A 23,047-nucleotide genomic window follows, 5' to 3' on the forward strand; every position below is an offset into this window, starting at 1 on the left:
AAGCTTTCAGCTGCTCGCAAAACTACTTATTTTTATTAAATGCTTTTAAAAATTCACACCATGAAAACAAATACTACTTTCAAAAATGCCGCATCCAAAGTCATCGGCTTGGGTCTAGTTATTGCTTTTTTGACCTCGTGTGGCTCTTACACTGATTCTTCATATAATGATGGTATTTATGGTGGGACAGTCATTAATCAAGAGGAAGAAGTTCTAAGCGAGACTTACGAACAGAACTCCTCTAACTATTATCAACAATTATTTGCATTAGAAGCGGCACAATATTCTGGCGGATCAGAAGATGAAATATTCACCGACGTAGAAAATTACACTGACGATGGATATGACCAAGAAAATGGCGATTACGTTCTAGACTATGCAGCTCAACCGGCATGGGGAACAAACCCATCTGAAACAATTATAAATTTCTATAATAATCCTGGATTTGGTTATGGTTTTGGATCTCCATTCGGATTTGGATATGGATTCAATAATTTCGGTTACGGAGGCTATTACGGATTCAATAGGTTTAGATTTAATCAGTTTGGATATGCTAATGTTCCTTTCTGGGCATTGCCTTTCGGAGTAAGCACTTTTGGATATGCTATTGGTGGTCCGCCATTCGGTTATTATGATCCTTTCTTCGGCGGTTATGCATTTAATCCCTATTACGGAGGATTTTACGGAAATAACTATTATCGTGGAAACCGAAATAATTATGCATACAACAATAGATTTCGCAGTAGTAATAGTAGAAACGTAGCGAGACCTGCCTCTAGAATAAGTGATTCAAGATCAGTTATTTCTCGCAGATCATCTGTACCTACTAATACCACTAGAAGAAGTACCACTACTCGTAGCAGTATACCTACTACCACGAGACGATCGACTTCTACTTCAAGATCAAGTTTTCCTACTAGATCTGCTTCGCCAACTAGAAGTACTTCATCTACTCGTAGTAGTACAACGAGATCATCTCGTCCAACAACGACGACACGTTCATCATCTCCTAGGCCTAGCTCTTCTAGTTCAAGATCTACAGGATCTTCCAGCAGATCATCTGGAAGTCGCTCCTCAGGAAGCAGGTCATCAGGTGGAAGAGGATAATTTAATTAAAACTATGAAAAATTACATATTAACATTAAGCGCGCTATTTGCAGGTGCGCTTTTTTGTGCAGCACAAACAGTAAACGATGGTCTAATTTATGGCCAAAATGATAACCTCTATGGAACTGCGAGGTACCGCGCCTTGAGTGGCGCCTTTGGCGCATTAGGTGGTGACTTGACTGCTGTCGGACAAAACCCTGCAGGTTCAGCTATTTTTGCTAATCATTATGCAAGTTTTACTTTGGGATACAATAAAAAGAACAACAGTGGAATCTATTTTGGGAATGATACCAATTCAAGTGAAAGCGATATCAACTTCAATCAATTTGGTGGTGTATTGGTCTTTAATAGCGTGCAGGATAACCTGTTGAACAAATTTGCCATAGGCCTTAATCACGACACCACTAGACAATATGATGACTACACGTTTTTGAGAGGCGTTGGAAACACATCCATTTCTCAGTATTTTTTAAATAATGCAAACGGTTTTACCGTAGATAATTTCCAAGTTAGAAATGGCGAAACGATTTCTGATTTGTACCAATTCTTAGGAGAACAAGTAGGATTTGATGCTCAACAAGGATTCCTAGGTTATGAAGCGTTTGTTATTGATGCCGTTGATGATGCTAATCCTAATAACACCCAATATGTATCGAATACAGGCACAGGTGCATTCACGCAGGCATACCAAGTAGAGACTGCAGGCTCGCAATGGAAAACATCGGTGAATATCGCGGGACAGTTTGCTGAAAAATGGAGTTTTGGACTTAATCTTAATGGTCATTTTATCGATTATGCAAGATTCACCTCGTTTCAAGAAGCAAACAGTAATACTGATGCCACCACTACCGATGTTCGTTTTGACAACCGACTGGATGTGGAAGGAGCAGGATTTTCTTTTCAATTGGGAGCTATAGGCAACCTAACGGAATCTTTACGAATAGGTGCCACCTATGAATCTCCTACATGGTATAGTATCGATGAAACCTTGACCCAAGATATCTCTACAACGAGAATCGAAAATGGAAGTTTTGTAGACGCAATAGTTCGTCCCAACGTCATTAACATCTACCCATCTTACGAGTTGAGAACGCCAGGTAGTTTGACTGGAAGTATTGCTTACATATTCGGTACTTCTGGGTTGATAAGCTTTGACTACTCCACAAGAGATTATTCTCACCTTCAATTTGAAACTGGCATCGATGACAACTTTACCAACAACAATCTTTTCATCAATGAGAATCTACAGCGTGCAAATACCATTAGAATCGGTGGTGAATATCGTATCGAGCGATTGACGCTGCGTGGTGGTTATCGCACGGTAGAATCACCTTATGAAGACAAATCCATCATGGATGACCTCAACGGTTTCAGTTTGGGATTGGGTTACAATTGGGGAAATACTACTCTTGATGTTTCTTACGATTATTCAGAAAGAAACTACAGCCAGCAATTGTTTGATACTGGCCTAACGACAAGAGGAGACATCAACAACGACACCAGCAATGTCATGGTAAGTTTAGGCTTTAATTTTTAGATCTAGGCTGGAGATGATTTCGCTTTCGCGAAAGCGAACTCCAAAACATACTTATTACAACTGAAGGCATCTATCCATTAGATGCCTTTATCTTTTTAGAGAAAAGTGCCCGTTTGCAGCGCCTGTAGTGCCTTCATATTCATATTCCAACTTGAACCAATAGTCAGAACTGGGCAATAGCTCACCTAGATAGGTTCCATCCCAACCGGCACCAGTAGGATCCAGTTGCTTGAGAAATTTACCATACCTATCATAGATGTAAATGTTCAATACCGGCAATCTATCGCCAGCGGCTACGTTCCAGGTGTCATTGAAACCATCAAAATTAGGCGTGAAAAATTTAGGATAGCCGTAAACAAATATTTGTGTTGTCACGCTACCGCAGCCATTACGCTCTGCAATGGTTACAAAATGAACACCTGGCGATACATTCTCAAATATATTGCTGTCCTTGTACAATCCACCATCCAGTTGGAACCAGTAATCGTCAGGTCCTACAGCATCAATAACGATTTGTTGATTCAATTCAAAAGGCTCACTGGTAATGTCAATCGTAAAGGTATCTGGTGCGCCCGCTAGCCTCACCACGGTCATAGCCATAGTGGAACATCCTGTAACCGCATTAAATGCCGTAACTTCATATGTTCCTTGCTGCTCTGTGATAAGTACAGAATTAGTTTCCATAGGCAATAATTGTCCATCAAAACGCCACTCAAAGTCAAAATCTGCATCGCTTAATCCAGTATCAAGTACGGCAGGTCCATTCACTAATTGCCCTTGAGGATCACGACACAATACGACCTCATCTTCCAACTGTGGCAAGGGCAATTGACCGAATCTCAATTCTAGAGTCGTCGTCGTGTAACAGCCACTACTGTTTTCCAGTCTAGCAAACAAAGTGACATCGCCACTAAAAGAGAAATTCTTATCAATCGCAGATCGATCTGCATCTGCATCTGCTTGTGTCTGATAATAAGTGACTGTGGTATTGGTTTGACCATTTTGAATTTGCGCATCGCTATTGGCCAGATTATAGACAGCAGTCCCGTCACCAGAATCGCAAAGTTCAACAGCCGCAGGCATGGCAGCTACTGGTGGCGTTATCGTTTCAATATCAAAACTGGAAGTAGTAAAGCAACCTGTGGACGTAAATTCTGTTCTATAAAAAATGGTTTCCAAACCACTGCTGGAATAGGATTCTGCGTCTAGAGAATTGCTGTCTGATAAGGCATCTGCTTGTGAATTAAAAAATGTGACCTCAACACCAGATTGTCCGTTACGTATTTGATCCAGGCGATCGTTTAATCTAAAAATAGCTGTCCCGTCATTATCTGTATCGCAAGTTTCAAGATTGGGTACCGCAGCGACAGCTGGAACCGGATTGATGATGATCTCAAAATCTGTTGTGGAAAAACAATCGGTAAGATTGTTTTCAACCCTTACATAAACAATGTCTGTTGGTACATTACTGGTATATGAAGAAGCAATGGAATTGTTTGCCGCGGTTGCGTCTGCTTGTGATAAGTAATATGTAATATCAAAATCTGCGCTGTTCAATCCATTTAGGATGGATGTGTTGTTTGAAGTTAAGTCAAAAACCTCACTACCATCGCCAGAAGGATCATCACAGCTCACTAATGGATTGGGCCTTTGCAATACTGGCAACGGATCTACCACTAGATCAAAGTCTGTGGTTTCAAAACAAGAAGTATTGAAACGACTGTCAATACGAGCGACAATATTTTGCGGGTTTGTGGTGTTTTGAAAACTGGTTTTGTCAATAGGATTTTGTCTCGACGCAGCGTCATTACTAGACAGATAGTAAGTCACTTCATAGTCTGCAGCGCTTTGACCCAATAAAATTTCTGAATCTCTGGTTTGCAATTGAAATACCGCTCGACCATCGTTAGATGCATCATCGCAAACCCTATAAGTAGCTATCGGGTTTGCAACAGGATTACCACCAACCGTCAAGGTAAAGTCACCTGTAGCAAAACAACCATTATCAATGTTATTTTCTACTCTTACATAAACGATCTGCGTTGGAGAGTTTTCATTGCTATAGTTAGCAGTGTTTACAATAGGATTGGCTCCGCTTTGGGCATCAGCTTGTGTTCTGTGATAAGTGACGGTTACCTCAGCAGTAGATTGAGTTCCAAGAATAGTTGGCGTTTGTGCAGAAAGGTCAAAAGTTTCTACGCCATCATTTGACGCATCATCACAAACTGAAAGATTGCCAGGGAACGTATAAATCGCTTGATTGATAGAAACCTGAAAGTCACGAACTACAGAACAACCATTAGAACCATTAGTGATGGACGTATAAATAGTTTCTGCAGTATTTTGTGCGGCAAACTGCGAAGGATTCGCAATAGGGTTGGTCAGGTTTTCGGCATCAGTTAACTGTCTGTAGTAGGCCACTTGGAAATTGTTGCTGTTTTGACCAGCGAGCATTACGGCTGTGTTTTGGGTAAGATCTACTGTATTTACTGATCCGACAGTATCGCAAATCATTAAATCTTCGGGATCGTTAGGGTTTGGAGTTGGATTTACTTGAATACAAACTTCTTCGGTATAAATGCAGCCGAAGCTATCTTCAAATTCATACGTATAGCATTTTGTACCAGATACATCTGGTTGCACAGTGATTTCGTTACCATTGGTAGCGATGATGGTAGGATCTGCCTGCCATTCTTCTCTCACCTTATTAGGCTCAAAAGAAAGGTTTGCTGGTAATAGCGTTGGGTCAAAATTCAAACCCCATTCAAAAATATAACCGTTATCCAAACTTATATTATCGGTAACCCTCAAACACCACTGACCATTTAAATTACTCCCTATGAAATTTGAAAAAGGATCTGTAGGTAAATAACTTCCAGCTGGCAGGGAACTTCCCGGTGAAATATTAGCTACAGCATTTTGAAACGTATTGGTTGCCGGTGCACTTTCTCTAATGACATATTCAAATCCAGTCCCAGGTGGATTAACGGCTGGATTATTAGGTTGGCCACCAGAATCTGTAAAGTTGGGATTACCAAATCTCTTATTACTTCCTGATTGTCCAGATCCCAATATTTCAACCGAAGAACCGTTAGGAGCGGTAATGATAATATCTAGGTCACTTGCCCAAGAATGTTCCAAGTCGATAAATAGTGAAACCAGATTTGATGCATCTGTAAAAGTAGCACCTGGGCTAAAGCCTTGTACATCAATGCAGGTCTCATAACTAACACCATCACCATCTGGCAAAAAAGTTGTACCTGAAACCGGTGGCGCTGGCGTGACTACAAACTCTACCGTCTCTACCATTCCAGTCAAGGTCGTTGTCTCACCTAGGCATATTTCTTGATCCTGAGTAGTTGTACCTGTAAAATCCGGATCATTCGACACCTGTATGACCAGGTCAATCAAATCCCTATCGGTACAGCCGGTATTATCAGTGACAATGAATCTAGCCTGATAGGAACCTGCTTCATTAAACGTTTCAGATTGCGATTGTCCTGGATTTAAACCACGTCCATTATCAAAATCCCATTCATAAGTAGCGCCAGTGCCATCGTTGCTAAAAGTAGCCTGACCATTGAACTGAACGGTATCGCCCTGACATATGCGCAATATTCCATCGGCATCTCTGGGCGGCGTGGTAGTTATGGATGGTGTTATGGTTTGACATGGGTCTACACAAGATCGTGTCGCTTCCCAGCCAGCTCGGTTGTCACTACCGTTACTCACAAAAGTAAAAGTCAAACAGCCCGTAGGATTGCCTGGACTTGCGCTTACCACCGCAGATGGAATAGAGCTGGTAGAGAATGTAGTTAGCAAAGGGGCGGCGGTAGAGTCACCATCATAAACCCTTAATAAATCATTAGGACCCAGTTGCAATGAATTGAAATCAAAGGTCATCCTATCTGTTTGAATCACTGGACAAAAAGTTATCTGACCACTTTCATTGGAACTATAAGAATTGGAAATACCACCACTATCTGTAAATATATCTGGATCACAACCTACAAATCTAACGTTACCACTAGTACCGTCAGGCATCTCTATGATATCTTGACCTGAAACCAGACCAGTGAATAAAAGCAGAAAAAGTAGTAAAAAAGACTTCATAGAGTTTTTATCGTAGTGAAAACCGTTAGCGTAAATATCGACAATAAGATGCTCCTTAAAAAACGTTGGAATCGTTGATTTAGTCTCTTTAGATTTACAAGTGGTCTTCTCTTTGTAATTTGTAAATTTGCAGTCTAATTTTTACCGCAGGAATACTGCAAGATTTGTATGAAAGTAGAAGATTTTTTAGATAATATGGAAGACCAGGATCACTTATCCTCTAACGAGCAAACTCCTTTAAGAGAGGACGCTTTCCAATTATCTGATGCAGAAAAGATAGAATCCATCAAGAAAAATGTTCATGAGATCCTGGTCACGCTAGGAATGGACATGACAGACGATAGTCTCAAGGGCACACCCAACCGCGTGGCAAAAATGTTTGTCAACGAGATATTTGGAGGGTTACGACCTCAAATGAAACCCAGCGCCTCTACTTTTGAAAATAAGTATAAGTACAACGAGATGCTGGTTGAAAAAAACATCGTCCTTTACTCTACCTGTGAACACCACCTATTGCCTATCGTGGGCCGCGCCCATGTTGCCTATATATCCAACGGTAATGTCGTGGGCCTTTCCAAAATGAACCGCATTGTAGATTACTATGCAAAACGCCCACAAGTACAGGAACGTTTGAACATCCAGATCGTACGTGAGTTGCAACAGGTGTTGAATACAGAAGATGTAGCCTGCGTGATCGATGCAAAGCATTTGTGCGTGAACAGTCGCGGTATACGCGATATCGACAGCAGCACGGTGACAGGCGAGTTTGGCGGTAAGTTCAAGGACCCACAAGTAAAAAGCGAGTTTCTCGATTATATTAAACTTGAAACCAAATTTTAAACAAACCACATGGATTTTTGAGAAGTTCGCTTTCGCGAAAGCGATATACTTCAACATCATCCACACATCATAAGATCATGGCACTTTACAACCAGCAAAAACTGCGACTTTACAACTCCATCGCCAGTGAAAAACAGGAGTTTGTACCTATTCACGAGGGCCGCGTGGGAATGTACGTTTGTGGACCTACCGTTTACAGCAATGTGCATTTAGGGAACTGTCGTACGTTTATCAGTTTTGACATGATCTACAGGTACCTATCCCATCTGGGCTACAAGGTGCGATACGTACGTAACATTACAGATGCCGGCCACTTGACAGATGATGCCGATCAAGGCGAGGACAAAATTTCCAAAAAAGCGCGACTTGAAAAACTAGAACCCATGGAAGTCGTACAGCAATACACGCTAGACTTTCATAACGTGATGAAGCGTTTCAACAGTTTGCCGCCTAGCATTGAGCCTACCGCTACTGGGCACATTGTAGAGCAAATTGAAATCATTAAGACGATCATTGAAAAGGGCTATGCTTATGAGCGTAATGGCTCCATCTATTTTGACGTACTTAAATTCAATGAAGATCATCAATATGGAAAACTGAGCGGTCGCAATCTGGAAGACATGATTGCCAATACCCGTGAGCTGGCGGCTCAAAGTGAGAAAGAGAATCCGCAGGATTTTGCATTGTGGAAAAAAGCCTCGCCGCAACATATCATGAGATGGCCCAGTCCATGGGGCGATGGGTTTCCTGGATGGCACCTGGAATGTACGGTGATGAGTTCAAAATATTTAGGCGAGACCTTTGACCTGCATGGTGGTGGTATGGACTTAAAGTTTCCACACCATGAATGTGAAATTGCCCAAGGTGAAGCAGCGCATGGACATAGTCCTGTGAATTACTGGATGCATGCCAATATGCTTACCCTTGAAGGTAAAAAGATGTCCAAGTCGACAGGCAATTCCATTTTACCAGAAGAGCTTTTTACGGGAGACAATAATTTTATGGAGAAGGCTTTCTCTCCAGCAGTCGTTCGTTTCTTTATGATGCAGGCGCATTATAGATCTGTTTTGGACTTTAGTAACGATGCGATCCTTGCAGCAGAAAAAGGTCTACACAGATTGCAGGAAGCGATAAGCTTACTGGATCACCTAAAAGTATCTTCATCCTCCAGCATTGACATCCCAGCATGGGTTCAAAAATGCTATGATGCGATGAATGATGATTTCAATACACCTATTCTGATTGCAGAATTATTTGAAGGTGCAAAAATGATTCATTCCATCAATGAAAGTAATGAGAGCATCACCCAGTCAGATCTGGAACTTTTCCAAGAGACGATTCATGCCTTTCTCTATGATGTCTTAGGTGTCAAGTCGGCCAGTGAAAATGAAGATGTTACCAGCGGTAAACATATGGATGCGGCCATGAAGCTTATCATTGATTTACGTGCCACGGCTAGAGCAAGAAAAGATTTTGAAACCAGTGACAAGATAAGAGATGAATTGGCCGCGGCTGGGATCCAATTAAAAGATGGCGCTGAAGGCACCACATTTACCACTAAATAAATGAAGGCAAAAGGCGCTGCAAAACCCCTTATCTGGTTAGTCAAATTTTACCAGACTGGAATATCGCCTTTCTTGCCAGCTACCTGCAGATATCAACCTACTTGTTCCCATTATACCGTTGAAGCCCTGAAGAAATATGGCCTTTTTAAAGGCACCTGGCTGGGAATCAAAAGGATTGCAAGTTGTCATCCTTGGGGCGGCAAAGGTTATGATCCTGTACCTTAACGACTCCATTCTTGACCATAGCGTAAGCGAATTAATAATAGTATTTTAGACCTTTTTTAAACCATATACATGTTACCACTTAAAGTCATTTGGAATCCGTTAGAAGGTATAGACCTAGGGTTTTTTACCATTCATTTTTACAGCCTTTCTTATGTGGTTGCCTTTGTTTTGGGATGGTACATCATCAAGCCCATTTTTACAAAGGATGGTATCAGCCATGATAAATTGGATCCTTTATTTATGTACACGGTCATAGGCTGTCTTGCAGGTGCACGTATAGGTCACTATTTATTCTATGAAACAGAAGTGCTGTTCACAGACCCATTACACGTCTTTCTCCCTTTCAAACTGAGCCCATTTGAGTGGACCGGTTTCGCCGGAATGGCCAGTCATGGTGCTGCAATAGGTATTATGATTGCTATGTATTTCTACAGTCGCAAGCATTTGAAGAAGCATATGTTCTGGATCCTGGATCGTATTGTGATTCCTACCGCCATAGGTGGAGCCTTTGTACGTATGGGTAATTTGCTCAATAGTGAGATTGTAGGTAAGGTAACTGATGTGGATTGGGCATTTAAATTTGTAAGAGACACTTCAGATCCTGCGGTGCGCGATGCGCTCTATGCAACAGGAATTAAGGATACCGATAAGGCGATTGAGGCTGTGGTCAACGATCCGCAATATTCTGCGTTGCTAGATTCTATACCATGGCGTCACCCATCGCAGATATATGAAGCGTTGTGCTATGTAGCGCTTTTTGTTTTACTTTATTTTGTCTACTGGAAAACGGACAAAAAACAGAAAGTAGGCTACTTGCTAGGATTGTTTTTTGTGGGCTTATTTGTAGCGAGATTCTTTATTGAGTTTGTGAAGATCAAGCAGGTAGAAGGTGGCGAGAACTTTATCTTTGGCTTAAATACAGGACAAATGTTGAGTATCCCATTTATTCTATTAGGTTTACTACTCATGTTTAGACCTGAGAGCTGGATCAAGCGTGAGGTTTAACATACGTCAAGTATAACTTTATTTAAAAAAGCCTCTACATTGCTAGAGGCTTTTTTACGTCCGGATTCTTCTGTGTTTGATCATGGCTCTAGCCTATCATCCTAATACTCCTACACAACTATTTAAACCATCGCTTGCTGCCGATCCTTATCCTTCGTTCTTTGGATGAATGGAGCTTTAAGCCCTTGGTATATCTTCTAACTAAGATAAACTAGAAACCAACTGTTACTCTGGCTCAATTGAGTTCGCTTTCGCGAAAGCGAAACCCATCAAAACCTATGATCAATGCATAAAAAAAGCCCGAACATGATGTTCGGGCTTTGTGTATTTGAACTTAACTATTAAGCTTCCTTCTCTGGAATTGCTTTTCTAGGTCTGTCTTTAGTCTTTCTCAATGAGTCATACATGATAGGAGTCGCGATAAATACCGATGAGTACGTACCTACAACCACACCAATTATCAAGGCAAACATGAAGCCTCTAATAGATTCACCACCAAAGATGAAGATCGCTAATAATACAATCAACGTGGTCAAGGAAGTATTCAAAGTTCTAGAGATCGTACTGCTTATCGCACCATTCACGGTACGACCGAAGTCCCAATTGGTCTTTTCTGCAATGAACTCTCTAATTCTATCAAACACAACCACCGTGTCATTAAGTGAGTAACCTATTACCGTCAGGATCGCAGCGATAAATGCCTGGTCAATCTCCATGTTAAATGGCATGATCTTATAAGTCACCGAGAATACACCCAGTACGATAATCACATCATGGAATACTGCCGCTACCGCACCTAATGAGAATTGCCATCTACGGAAACGTATCAAGATGTAAAGGAACACTACGATTAACGATCCAAAGATCGCATAAAGGGATCCTGTCAAGATATCATCTGCAATGGTAGGTCCTACTTGGAAGTTAGACATGATACCATAATCCTTGTCCACTTCACTTACATCTGCAAATTCCTCTTGGGTCAAGTCTGCTGGGAAGAATTGCTTCAAGGAGTTGAATAGCTTCTCCTCGATCTCTGCGCTTACTTCACTGTCATCACCATCGATTTTGTACTTGGTACTGATCGCTAGCTGATTCTCTGCTCCATAAGTTTTAGCCTCAGCACTTCCAAATACTTCTGGGCTGCTCAAGATGCTGGTGACCTCAGTCGCATTCATATCCTGCTCAAAACGTATGGTGTACTTACGACCACCTGTAAAGTCGATACCAAAGTTCAATTGCAAGGTTGCAAGAGAAATGATACTCGCGATGATCAAGAATCCAGAAAGCGTATAAGCTGCTTTTCTTTTCTTGAGGAAGTCGATATTGATATTGGTAAACCAAGTTTTAGTAAAGCTAGTAGTAAATGCTAGTGACTTACCGTTTTTACCATAACCGTCAATAAATAATCTGGTGATAAAGATCGCTGTAAACAATGATGTAAGGATACCTATCATCAAAGTGGTTGCAAAACCTTGGATAGGTCCAGTACCAAAGATGTATAGAATCGCGGCCGTCAAGAAGGTCGTGATGTTGGCATCTAAAATAGAACTCAAGGCATTATTGAAACCATCTTTGATGGAGTCTGCCTGTGATTTCCCTTTTGCCAGCTCTTCTCGTATTCTTTCAAAGATCAGTACGTTAGCATCTACCGATATACCTATGGTCAATACGATACCTGCAATACCAGGCAAGGTCAATACCGCACCAAAGGATGCCAATGCACCAAAGATGAAAAGAATGTTGACCAACAATGCGATATCTGCATACAATCCAGCTCTACCATAATAGAAGAACATCCATACCAATACCAACAACAAGGCAATCGCAAATGACCATAAACCAGCATTGATCGCTTCTTGACCTAATGATGGGCCTATGATTTCTTTCTGGATAATTTCGGCTCTTGCAGGAAGTTTACCAGCTTTAAGAACGGTAGCAAGATCTTCTGCCTCTGCAACACTAAAGTCTCCAGATATCTGGCTGTTACCACCAGCAATAGGACCATCGTTGATTCCCGGAGCACTATAAACTGTGTTGTCAAGAACAACCGCAACTTGTGTTTGGTTTTGGAAGGCTTCAGTGGTCATTTCTTCCCATATTTTTGCACCTTCACTATTCATGGACATACTAACGATTACTTTACCGTTGATGTCATAATCTTGCTTTGCATTGGTAATAACGCCACCAGAAAGTGGAGCCTCACCTTGCGCATTGGAACGTATCGCATAAAGGTCGATCAGTTCATAACCCAACTCGTCATTCAACTCAGGTCGTCCCCAAGCAAATTTCACATAGCGTTGTGCTGGATTTAACTTTGCTCTTGCCTGTTGATCATCAAGGTAATCTTGGATCAACTCTTGATCTGCAGCTCTAAAAGTAGCGATAATAGGACCAGCGGTGTTTCCTGGAGCAAGTACTCTGGAAAGGATTGGGTTGGCATCATATTGTGCCTCATCAAGTTCATCGATAGGGTCTTCGCTATCAATCTCATTATCATTCAAAAGAGACTCTAGAGAATTGTCTTGTTCTTCTTGTACAGCAACTGTGTCAGCTACTTGCTCAACAGCAGTTGAGTCTGCAACAACATTACCTTTTTCACTGGCAATCTTATCTGCCCAGTAAGCGTCTGCCGCTACTAAATAAGGAGCAATGTCTCCAGCTTTATACACATGCCAGAATTCCAACAATGCGGTACCTACTAACAATTGCTCAACACGCTTGATGTCTCTTTCACCAGGCATCTCGATCAGGATACGTCCCGTGTTTCCTAGCTGCTGGATGTTAGGCTGAGTCGTACCAAATTTATCGATACGCTTTCTCAATACATCAAAAGCACTCACCATGTATGACTGTAGCTCTTCTCTCAAGATAGGCTCAACGTCACCATTTGACATATCAAAGTCAATACGGCCTTCCATTTCCTGATTGGCAAAAATATCTGGAGAAGCTAGCTGTGCGCCATCTATAGCGTTGAACTCTTCAATGAAGTAGTCATAATAGCTTTGCTGTCCATCCTTGATGCGCTCATCTGCACGATCCAGTGCCGTACGGAAGTCACCATCAGTAGAACCATCTGCCATACCTATTAATAGGTCGCGAACAGAGATTTGAAGGATCACATTGATACCACCTTTAAGGTCCAGACCTTTTTTAAGCTCATTATCCTTTGCACCTGCATACGTGGTGTAGCCACCCCAAACGTCCTTACTCGCTACAGAATCTAGATATCTCTTTCTAGCTTCCTCGATAAGCGATGAAGAATTAGGCGCATCTGCATCCACGATTCTCTCAGCATAAGCCTCTGCATCATTCTCAACTTTGTTGGTAATAAAAGTGTACGTAAGTTGATAGATACTCACAATTGCAAAAATGATCGCAAAGAATCTGATCAGTCCTTTATTTTGCATTCTTTAAATCTTTAATTGTTGTTAAAATTTGAACGAGCAAATATAGGCTTTCGAGCATCTTCTAGCAATTAAAATTTAAATCGCAACCCCACTGGAAAACAACGCTTTAAAATTTATTTGTAGGCTTGTGTGGTCATCGCTTTCGCGAAAGCGAACATTCCACAATCCCAGCTAGTAACAACTTTCATATTACCGTCGCTCAAATCTGGGCATAAAAAAACCGCCCAAAATGAGCGGTTTCAGTTATTTAAAGAAAGGTTTTTACAACAAAGCGTTGGTAGCCTTCACACCTTCGGCACTCTTGTGCAGGTGTTCTTTTTCTTCGTCTGATAGGTCGATCTCCACGATCTTCTCAATACCATTAGCGCCCAATACGACTGGGACACCTATACAAAGATCAGACAAACCGTACTCGCCATCTAGCAACGTACTACATGGGAAAATCTTCTTCTGGTCACAGGCAATAGCTTGTACCAGTCCAGAAACTGCCGCACCTGGTGCGTACCATGCGCTGGTTCCCAATAATTTAGTCAATGTAGCTCCACCTACTTTGGTGTCTTCCATAACTTGATTCAAGCGGTCTTCACTTAAGAACTCACTTGCCGGGACACTGTTGCGTGTTGCAAGTCTGGTCAATGGCACCATACCAGTATCACTGTGACCACCTATGACCATTCCATCAACGTCAGAAATAGGAGCTTCAAGAGCCTCGGCTAGTCTGTATTTGAAACGAGCGCTATCCAATGCACCACCCATTCCTATGATGCGGTTTTTAGGTAATCCCGTAGATTGATGTGCTAGATAAGTCATGGTATCCATCGGGTTGGAAACTACTATCAAAATCACGTCTGGTGATTCCTTTACAATACTCTCTGAAACCGATTTTACGATCCCAGCATTGATTCCTATCAACTCTTCACGGGTCATACCAGGCTTGCGCGGTATTCCTGAAGTGATGACGGCAATATGGCTACCTGCAGTCTTGGAATAATCGTTGGTCACACCAGTAATCTTAGTGTCAAAACCATTAAGTGATGCGGTTTGCATCAGGTCCATCGCTTTACCTTCGGCAAAACCTTCTTTGATATCCAGCAAAACAACTTCGCTAGCAAAATTCTTGATGGCGATATATTCTGCACAACTCGCGCCTACTGCGCCTGCTCCTACTACGGTAACTTTCATAAAATGTGTTTATTGATGATTAATTATCTCGCTTTCGCGAAAGCGAATTTCTTTCAAGCCCTAAAGATATTGAAATCGTATTTATTAATAATTAAATCTATCTCAAAGGTTGCCGGGATCTTACCCATAAATTTTTGAGGGAACTGCTAAAACTTAAAGGCAATAGCACTGTTGACCGTATCAAACGCGCCCAGTGTGTAGCTCGCATCGATCTGGAAAAAACCCAGTGTAAGCTTAGTCCCGACCGTGCCCAGCATGGAGCTCACGTCAGTTTTTACCGTTATGGGATCTTCAAAAGTTTGGGATACCGGGAAAATACTGCCTGAATTGCGAACGGTGTACGTTCCCAGCAAATCAGTCTGTGTGGTGCCTGCGTTGTAATTGAGACCACCGTAAAAATTAAGGACTTTGAAATCTGTTCCTGCAATTAATGATAATGTAAAGCTACCCGATTTTGTTTCCAGTCGCTGGTCCACGCCATCGACCACGGCACCATCCTCAAAATCATACAGCGCATCCAAGATGCTGTAACCTGCCAAAACAGAAATCTCAACCGGCAGCACATCATTTTTGTCCAAAACTTCTGTCAACTGCCACTGTAGGGCACCACCATAAATAGCGATTTCTGCCTCGTCAATCTGTATTTTAGGTACAAATCTGGCCTTCAATTCCAGTCCAGCGCCTAATCCATATCCAGCCTGTAAAAAAGCCGATGGTACCACGTCCACTCCAGCATTACCTAGTCCTTGCGGTAATTCAATAACCGACCGGCTGGTTTCAATGCCAGTGGTGCGATCTGTAGAAATAACGACCAGTGACTGCGATGGATCATTCTCTCCTAAAGCAGTAGCAATCAATCGTGGCGTACTGCTGCCATCACCAAAAGTAACACGAATATTTGCAGGTGGACTGTTAGTATTGTCGTACGAGTTTTGAATGAGCCCTTCATACACAACTGGATCTAAGAGGAAAGATTTTTCATCATCGCTAGAGAAAGTAGCCTGCGCTCTTAAAGTGACATTGAATTTTCCCTTGGGCAAGGCTCGAGCGTCATCATACCATCCAGCAGATAGATTATAGGAAAAGGCTTTGGCAGCTGGTTCTGCATAAGAGTTGGTAAATGAGGTCGCTGCATCCAGTCCAGCAGCAAGAACTTCAGAAAGACCATCCTGTGCGGTTGAAAACGTTGATGTCAACAAGATCGTTAGGGCAACAATATATTTTTTCATAGTGGTGGTTTTAGGGTTATCTCATAAACGAAAAAATCCCAACTCTAGTTTAGAGTCAGGATTTTTACTTTTTAAATAAGCTGGATGTTATGCGTCGATGTTGGCATAAATAGCGTTCTTTTCAATAAACTCACGTCGTGGCGGCACTTCATCACCCATAAGCATGGAGAAAACTCGATCTGCTTCTGGCAAGTTTTCAATGGTGATTTGTCTAAGGGTTCTGAATTCAGGATTCATGGTCGTATCCCATAATTGATCTGCATTCATTTCTCCTAGACCTTTGTAACGCTGTATGGCAGCAGATCCACCAAATTCTTCATTGATTTCATCACGTTCCTTATTGGACCATGCGTATCGTTTTTTGTTTCCTTTTTTAAGAAGATACAATGGAGGCGTGGCGATATAGACGTATCCTTTCTCTACCAACTCTCTCATATATCTAAAGAAGAAGGTCAAGATCAATGTTGCAATGTGCGAACCATCAATATCTGCATCACACATGATGACTACCTTATGATAACGTAGTTTGTCCAGGTTCAATGCTTTGGAATCTTCTTCAGTTCCAATGGTAACACCTAATGCTGTATAAATATTACGGATCTCTTCATTTTCAAAGACCTTGTGTTGCATCGCTTTTTCCACGTTCAAGATCTTACCACGCAATGGCATGATCGCTTGGAAATTACGGTCGCGACCCATTTTTGCCGTTCCACCTGCGGAGTCACCCTCAACCAAGAATACTTCACAGATTTCTGGATCAGTTTCTGAGCAGTCAGAAAGCTTTCCTGGCAATCCACCACCGCTCATGACCGTCTTGCGCTGTACCATTTCACGTGCCTTGCGAGCTGCGTGTCTAGCGGTTGCGGCAAGAATCACCTTTTGGACAATAGTCTTGGCATCGGCTGGGTTTTCTTCCAAATAGTCTTCCAACATAGTGGAAACCGCTTGAGAAACCGCACTAGTTACCTCACGGTTACCCAATTTCGTTTTGGTCTGACCTTCAAATTGAGGCTCTTGAACCTTCACAGAAATAATCGCCGTCAAACCTTCTCTAAAGTCGTCTCCCGAAATATCAAACTTCAGCTTGTCCAATAGACCTGAGGCGTCAGCATATTTCTTGAGCGTTGTTGTCAATCCACGACGGAAACCGCTTAGGTGCGTACCACCTTCATGGGTATTAATGTTGTTTACATAAGAATGTAGGTTTTCAGAATAACTGTCGTTGTAGATCATGGCTACCTCAACTGGAATGTCATTCTTTTCACCTTCCATAGAGATCACGTCTGCAATAATAGGCTGGCGTGTATCGTCTAGGAAGCGGATAAATTCCTTCAATCCTTCTTCAGACTGGAACACCTCTTCAATGATATTTCCATTCTCATCCTTAACTCTTCTATCAATCAGAACGATGCGAATTCCTTTATTTAAGAAGGATAGCTCACGCAATCTGTTTGCAAGAGTGATGTAGTTATACTCCGTCGTTTGTTGGAAGATGCTGCGATCTGGCAAGAATGTAATTACCGTACCTCTTTTATCTGTAGTTCCTACCTCTCTAACAGGATACATCGCCTTACCGCGCTCATATTCCTGTTCGTAAATTTTTCCATCGCGATAAACCGTTGCTTTCAAGTGATCAGAAAGTGCGTTCACACAACTTACACCTACACCGTGCAACCCACCAGAAACTTTGTAAGAGTCTTTGTCAAACTTACCACCAGCACCAATTTTAGTCATTACCACTTGTAGTGCAGACACTCCTTCTTTCTTGTGGATATCTACTGGGATACCACGACCATCATCAGTCACCGTGATGCTGTTATTCTCATTTATAATCACCTCGATATTATCACAGTGACCGGCTAGCGCCTCATCAATAGAGTTATCGACTACTTCATAAACCAAGTGGTGCAAACCACGTGTTCCCACATCGCCTATATACATGGATGGACGCATGCGCACGTGCTCCATTCCTTCAAGCGCCTGAATCTGATCGGCACCGTAATTTTTCTTGTTATCCTCGCTCATAAATCCTAGTAAATTTTGCTATAATGCGTAATAAACAAATATAGTGAACCATTAGTGTTTATAGGTTGTTTGGCGCTATTGGACCGGTTAAGTTATTAACAAATTATTAATAACGGACGGCAATATTATTGATGAATTTTGGTTGTAATAAAAACGACCTCATTATGAAATATTTCATTCCGCTTTTCAGCCTATTGTTTCTTAGTCAATTATCAACTGCTCAGGACCTCGCCTTTTCCGGCTTGGACAAAAGTCCGCTGGATGTAGTGATGTATCGAGGTGATGATCAGGCAGCGATTGCCCGCATTATTTACAGCAGGCCAGCAAAGCGCGATAGAGTCGTTTTTGGCGAATTGGTTCCCTACGGTAAGGTATGGAGAACTGGAGCCAATGAAGCTACTGAAATTACTTTTTACAAGGACGTGACCATCAATGATAAACTCGTTGAGGCAGGCACCTACAGTATTTTCACAATTCCTGGAGAAGAGAACTGGAAGTTTATCTTGAACAGTCAGACCACCCAATGGGGAACGAGATATGACAATCAATATGATATTTTCACGACCGACATGAAGGTATCGCCAGCTCCAGAAACCATTGAGAATTTCTCCATCAGGATTATTGATGAGATTGACGGCGGCACCATCTTTATGGGTTGGGACGATCGCATCGCCAGTCTACACTTTGACGTGGCCGCTAACTAGGGAATATTTAAATATTTGTGCGTTTGTAGAGACACGCGCCATTCTGGGTTTTCCATGACAAATTCCGTGATTAACGGGATCATTTTTTCCCGCACGGACCATTCCGGCTGCAGGAATAATTGACAGGAAGAAGATACTTTTTCAGATTCCGCTTTTGCGAAAGCGAAATCATTCTTGTTATACACAATTACCTTAAGCTCGTTTGCTTCTTTATAGATTTCTGGAACGGGCATTTTCACCTTTTTGGGAGATAGGCAAATCCAGTCCCAGGTTCCCGTCAATGGATATGCACCACTGGTCTCGATATGCACGGTCATGCCGCGATCCTTAAGCGCAGTGGTCAACGGTTGCATGTTCCACGTGAGCGGCTCGCCGCCAGTGATCACGATGGTCTTGCTCCATTTATCTGCATTTTCCACAATGTGCTCGATGGCTGTAGGTGGATGCGTTTCGGCATTCCAGCTTTCCTTGACATCGCACCAGTGGCAACCAACGTCACAGCCACCTATTCTTATAAAATATGCTGCCGTACCTGTATGGAATCCTTCACCTTGAATGGTGTAGAATTCTTCCATAAGTGGCAACATTACACCAGCATCTACCTTATTTTCAATCGTGTCTTTCATGCGGCTGCAAAAATAATTCATTATCATGTACTGGAAAAAGTTTAAGCGCCTTAAACACGCTGATTTTAACTTCAATAACCATGAGCTGTTTGGATTTTTAAACGCCATTTAAACTGGTCTTTCCAACCACTTGTTTTTCTTTTACTTTTGTTCTAAAGCTTTACCTATGTCCAGAAAAGAAGATTTTGTAAAAAGCATTGAAGAAGGTTATAGTCCCAAAGGTGATAGCATCATCATGGGAGCCGCGATGCTGGATGGAAATGCCATTACAGGAGCACATGTAAAAATCCCTTTAAAAACCATGAACCGCCATGGTTTGATCGCTGGTGCAACTGGAACCGGTAAAACCAAGACTTTACAAATCATTGCAGAGCAATTATCGCAGCAAGGCGTGCCATCTTTATTGATGGATATTAAAGGAGACCTTTCTGGTATTGCCGCGGCTAGCGATGGCCACCCAAAGATTGACGAACGCCATGCGACCATAGGATTGGACTTTAAAAAGAGGGCCAGCCCAACAGAAATCATGACGATTTCTGAACAGGATGGTGTGCGCATGAGAGCCACGGTAAGCGAGTTCGGCCCGGTATTGCTATCCAGAATTCTGGATGTGACAGAAACACAAGCCGGAATCATAAGTGTTGTATTTAAATATTGTGATGATAACAAATTGCCATTACTGGATCTTAGAGATCTAAAAAAGGTGCTTCAATTTGCAACGGGTGCCGGTAAAGACGAATTCCAGGCAGAATATGGACGCATATCAACCTCATCTACTGGCGCGATCATGCGTAAACTGGTCGAACTGGAACAACAGGGCGCCGAATTGTTTTTTGGCGAGCGCAGTTTTGAAGTGAAAGATCTGGTGCGCAAGGATAAAAATGGAGACGGCTATGTCAACGTCATACGTCTCACAGACATTCAGGACCGACCTAAATTATTCTCGACGTTTATGTTGAGCCTACTTGCCGAAATCTACAGCACGTTCCCAGAGCAAGGTGACAGCGACCGTCCAGAATTGGTGCTATTTATTGATGAAGCTCACTTGATTTTTGACAATGCCAGCAAGGCATTACTGGATCAGATTGAAAGCATCGTAAAACTGATTCGCTCAAAAGGTATCGGTCTATATTTTGTAACTCAAAACCCTACCGATATACCAGAAGGTGTCTTGAGCCAGTTGGGTCTCAAGGTGCAGCATGCATTGCGTGCCTTTACGGCCAAAGATCGCAAAGCCATCAAACTCACGGCACAAAACTACCCCATAACAGAATATTATGACACTGCAGAAGTGTTGACCTCTCTAGGAATAGGTGAAGCATTGATATCTGCACTGGATGAGAAAGGTCGACCTAGCCCGCTAGCGGCAACACTGCTACGTGCACCAGAAAGTCGTATGGACGTTTTGACAAATCGTGAGTTGGACGATCTCATTGCAGACTCTGAATTGACGGACAAATACAATGAGTCCATCAACCGCGAGAGCGCCGAGGAAATGCTTCAGGAAAAAATGGATCAAGCCCACGAAGATGAAATCAAGGAAAAGGCTCAAAAAGAACGTGCCAGAACTTCCAGTTCAAGCTCTTCCAGCAGAAGAAGTACTCGACAAAACCCCATTATCAAAGTGCTCACCAGCGCTACCTTCATTCGTGGCGTGATGGGAATTCTAGGTAAGGCGTTGAAGTAATGATGGTAAAATATTCCGCTTTCGCGAAAGCGAAACTCTCCAAATCTTTTGCCTTAAACAAACCATTTTATAATTGGCTAGTCCCAACAGTCAACGTAATTTTACAACCTTAAATTTTTATATGAAAAAGTTACTTTTTATACTAGTTACCATTACCGTTCTCGCCAGTTGTGCGGAAGAACAAGATCCATTTGAATGGAACAAGGACCGCATAGGAATGTTGACCAAAGATGCCATGGTGTATCAAATCGACAGCCTTTTTGCCATGGACAGCATTGTAAATCCCGTTCAAGACGATGAATATGCCAATGGTCCCAACGTTATTGAGATCTATGAAAAAGGTGGCAAGCACTTGTTATCATTAACGCCTTATGAATCTGACAGTACCTCTACTATTGAAAACATTAGAGTAAGAGACAATCGATATGTCACTGCAGAAGGTATAAGCATCGACAGCGATTTTAAAACCATAAGCGACACCTACAAAGTGAGCAGTATTGACAACATGATCAACAGCGCCGTGATCTGGGTAGACGAACAAAATTTTTATTTCACAATCGACAAGGAAGAATTACCTGCGGAAGTTACTTATGACGTAAGCGCAACGATTGAGAAAACGATGATTCCTGATACTGCAAAACCAGAGTACGTTTTCATAAGTTGGTAACCTCATATTATGCTTAAAAGTTTTTTAAACAAAGCCGTACCTAAACTGTACGGCTTTTATTTTAACCTTATCTCGGTGTTCTCTCAAGAGAAAGCTGGGCAAAAGGCGCTACACGTATTTAGCCATCCACGAGCAGGAAAAATACAGCCGTTCCAAAACGAATTTTTAAACACGGCAAGAAAACAAAAACTGATTACAGAAGAAGGTTTTGTACAACTTTACCATTGGAAAGGTCAAGGAAAAACCATCTTACTGATCCATGGATGGGAATCCAACTCTTGGCGATGGAAGTACTTGATTGATCCATTGCGTGAACTGGATTATAATATCATTTCCACAGATGCGCCGGCCCATGGTGCGTCCAGTGGCACAGACTTTACAGCTGTGAAATATTCCAGAGAAATTAAAAAGGTCATAGAGCTATACCAGCCAGAGATCATCATCGCCCATAGTGTTGGTGCCATGGCGACAATTTATCAAGAGTCTCAACATCCTCATGATTTTATAGAAAAAATTGTTTTGTTGGGTGGTCCAGATCGTTTTGACAAGATCATGAATGGATATCAAAAATTGACTGGGTTCAACGACAAGGTCTACCAAGCCATTGATGACTTATTGCTCAAAACGTACGGTTTCCATATTTCTGAGTTTAATTCTGCAGATTTTGTGCAAGATATTAATGCACAAGTGCTTCTTATTCACAGTAAGCAAGACGCGATTGTAGGTTATGAAAGCATGCCATCTATTGCCTCTAGATTGAAAAATGCATCCACTTACACTTCCAAAACTGGTGGCCATAGCCTTCATACACCAGAAGTCGTTGATCAAATCTTAGCCTTTTTATAGGAAAAATAGCTCAAGGTTCACAGTATCTTTAAAATAAAAAGATGGGCAGACCTAGCATCAAAAACGAAGACCAGTACGAAGCCTTAAGAGATAAAGGATACTCTCAAGAAAAAGCGGCACGTATCGCCAACACACCTGATAGCGGAGAAAAAGGTGGTGAAGCCAAGAAATACGAGGATCGAACCAAAGAAGATCTATACCAACAAGCCAAGAAAGTAGGTATCGATGGGCGTTCCAAAATGAATAAGCAAGAACTTATAGAAGCCCTACGAAACAACTAGG

Annotated in this window: 17 protein-coding genes; 11 read left to right on the plus strand and 6 right to left on the minus strand. The window is 42.0% G+C overall.

All coding sequences use genetic code 11. The features are described 5' to 3' along the window. The first annotated feature begins 60 nt into the window (after positions 1–60). Together AAU57_RS14200 and AAU57_RS14205 are read left to right on the plus strand one after the other, a co-directional pair. On the plus strand, positions 61–1,107 hold the full coding sequence (locus tag AAU57_RS14200; RefSeq protein ID WP_156340230.1) for a hypothetical protein: 1,047 nt from the start codon (positions 61–63) through the stop codon (positions 1,105–1,107). A gap of 13 nt (positions 1,108–1,120) precedes the next feature. Then, positions 1,121–2,644, plus strand: coding sequence for an OmpP1/FadL family transporter (locus AAU57_RS14205; protein WP_055413548.1), 1,524 nt, complete (start codon positions 1,121–1,123; stop codon positions 2,642–2,644). An 87-nt stretch (positions 2,645–2,731) separates the two neighbouring features. Here AAU57_RS14205 and AAU57_RS14210 read toward each other — a convergent pair whose 3' ends face one another. Further along, a complete protein-coding gene (locus AAU57_RS14210) occupies positions 2,732–6,757 on the minus strand; it encodes a T9SS type B sorting domain-containing protein (RefSeq protein WP_055413549.1) in 4,026 nt (1,341 codons plus the stop codon). 168 nt (positions 6,758–6,925) lie between these two features. Here AAU57_RS14210 and folE point away from each other — a divergent pair, with 168 nt between their 5' ends. The 4 genes from folE (at position 6,926) to lgt (ending at position 10,392) form a co-directional block, all read left to right on the plus strand. Next, positions 6,926–7,597 (plus strand): GTP cyclohydrolase I FolE, encoded by a 672-nt coding sequence (gene folE / locus AAU57_RS14215; RefSeq protein WP_055413550.1) that lies wholly within the window; start codon positions 6,926–6,928, stop codon positions 7,595–7,597. 77 nt (positions 7,598–7,674) lie between these two features. Beyond that, complete coding sequence (gene cysS, locus AAU57_RS14220) at positions 7,675–9,162, plus strand: cysteine--tRNA ligase (protein WP_055413551.1); 1,488 nt, start codon at positions 7,675–7,677, stop codon at positions 9,160–9,162. Beyond that, complete coding sequence (gene yidD, locus AAU57_RS14225) at positions 9,163–9,387, plus strand: membrane protein insertion efficiency factor YidD (RefSeq protein ID WP_055413552.1); 225 nt, start codon at positions 9,163–9,165, stop codon at positions 9,385–9,387. It begins immediately after the preceding gene. A 69-nt stretch (positions 9,388–9,456) separates the two neighbouring features. Further along, positions 9,457–10,392 (plus strand): prolipoprotein diacylglyceryl transferase, encoded by a 936-nt coding sequence (gene lgt / locus AAU57_RS14230; RefSeq protein ID WP_055413553.1) that lies wholly within the window; start codon positions 9,457–9,459, stop codon positions 10,390–10,392. 341 nt (positions 10,393–10,733) lie between these two features. Here the strand turns inward: lgt and secDF are convergent, their stop codons facing one another. The 4 genes from secDF to gyrB all read right to left on the minus strand — a co-directional run bounded on the left by secDF (position 10,734) and on the right by gyrB (position 18,235). Then, the gene (gene secDF / locus AAU57_RS14235; RefSeq protein ID WP_055413554.1) at positions 10,734–13,799 is read right to left on the minus strand and encodes a protein translocase subunit SecDF; all 3,066 of its coding nucleotides are present in this window, start codon (positions 13,797–13,799) and stop codon (positions 10,734–10,736) included. 261 nt (positions 13,800–14,060) lie between these two features. Continuing rightward, positions 14,061–14,981, minus strand: a complete 921-nt coding sequence (mdh, locus tag AAU57_RS14240; RefSeq protein WP_055413555.1) for a malate dehydrogenase — start codon at positions 14,979–14,981, stop codon at positions 14,061–14,063. A gap of 146 nt (positions 14,982–15,127) precedes the next feature. Next, entirely contained in the window at positions 15,128–16,210 is a 1,083-nt protein-coding gene (locus AAU57_RS14245) for a DUF6588 family protein (protein WP_055413556.1), read from the minus strand. 87 nt (positions 16,211–16,297) lie between these two features. Then, positions 16,298–18,235: a DNA topoisomerase (ATP-hydrolyzing) subunit B gene (gene gyrB / locus AAU57_RS14250; RefSeq protein ID WP_055413557.1), complete on the minus strand. Its 1,938-nt coding sequence runs from the start codon at positions 18,233–18,235 to the stop codon at positions 16,298–16,300. A 164-nt stretch (positions 18,236–18,399) separates the two neighbouring features. Here gyrB and AAU57_RS14255 point away from each other — a divergent pair, with 164 nt between their 5' ends. Next, entirely contained in the window at positions 18,400–18,939 is a 540-nt protein-coding gene (locus AAU57_RS14255; RefSeq protein WP_055413558.1) for a DUF2911 domain-containing protein, read from the plus strand. Here AAU57_RS14255 and AAU57_RS14260 read toward each other — a convergent pair. Next, positions 18,936–19,565: a 7-carboxy-7-deazaguanine synthase QueE gene (locus AAU57_RS14260; protein ID WP_055413559.1), complete on the minus strand. Its 630-nt coding sequence runs from the start codon at positions 19,563–19,565 to the stop codon at positions 18,936–18,938. The two genes, AAU57_RS14255 and AAU57_RS14260, sit on opposite strands and share 4 nt — an antisense overlap. A 166-nt stretch (positions 19,566–19,731) precedes the next feature. Between AAU57_RS14260 and AAU57_RS14265 the strand changes: the two genes are divergently transcribed. The 4 genes from AAU57_RS14265 to AAU57_RS14280 all read left to right on the plus strand — a co-directional run bounded on the left by AAU57_RS14265 (position 19,732) and on the right by AAU57_RS14280 (position 23,046). Further along, positions 19,732–21,252, plus strand: coding sequence for a helicase HerA-like domain-containing protein (locus AAU57_RS14265; protein WP_055413560.1), 1,521 nt, complete (start codon positions 19,732–19,734; stop codon positions 21,250–21,252). A 121-nt stretch (positions 21,253–21,373) separates the two neighbouring features. Then, the gene (locus AAU57_RS14270) at positions 21,374–21,919 is read left to right on the plus strand and encodes a hypothetical protein (RefSeq protein WP_055413561.1); all 546 of its coding nucleotides are present in this window, start codon (positions 21,374–21,376) and stop codon (positions 21,917–21,919) included. 9 nt (positions 21,920–21,928) lie between these two features. Continuing rightward, positions 21,929–22,765, plus strand: a complete 837-nt coding sequence (locus AAU57_RS14275) for an alpha/beta fold hydrolase (RefSeq protein ID WP_231717830.1) — start codon at positions 21,929–21,931, stop codon at positions 22,763–22,765. Positions 22,766–22,806: 41 nt separating this feature from the next. After that, the gene (locus AAU57_RS14280) at positions 22,807–23,046 is read left to right on the plus strand and encodes a Rho termination factor N-terminal domain-containing protein (protein WP_055413562.1); all 240 of its coding nucleotides are present in this window, start codon (positions 22,807–22,809) and stop codon (positions 23,044–23,046) included. Position 23,047: the final 1 nt, after the last annotated feature.

Source organism: Nonlabens sp. YIK11 (genome assembly GCF_001413925.1).
GTDB lineage: Bacteria > Bacteroidota > Bacteroidia > Flavobacteriales > Flavobacteriaceae > Nonlabens.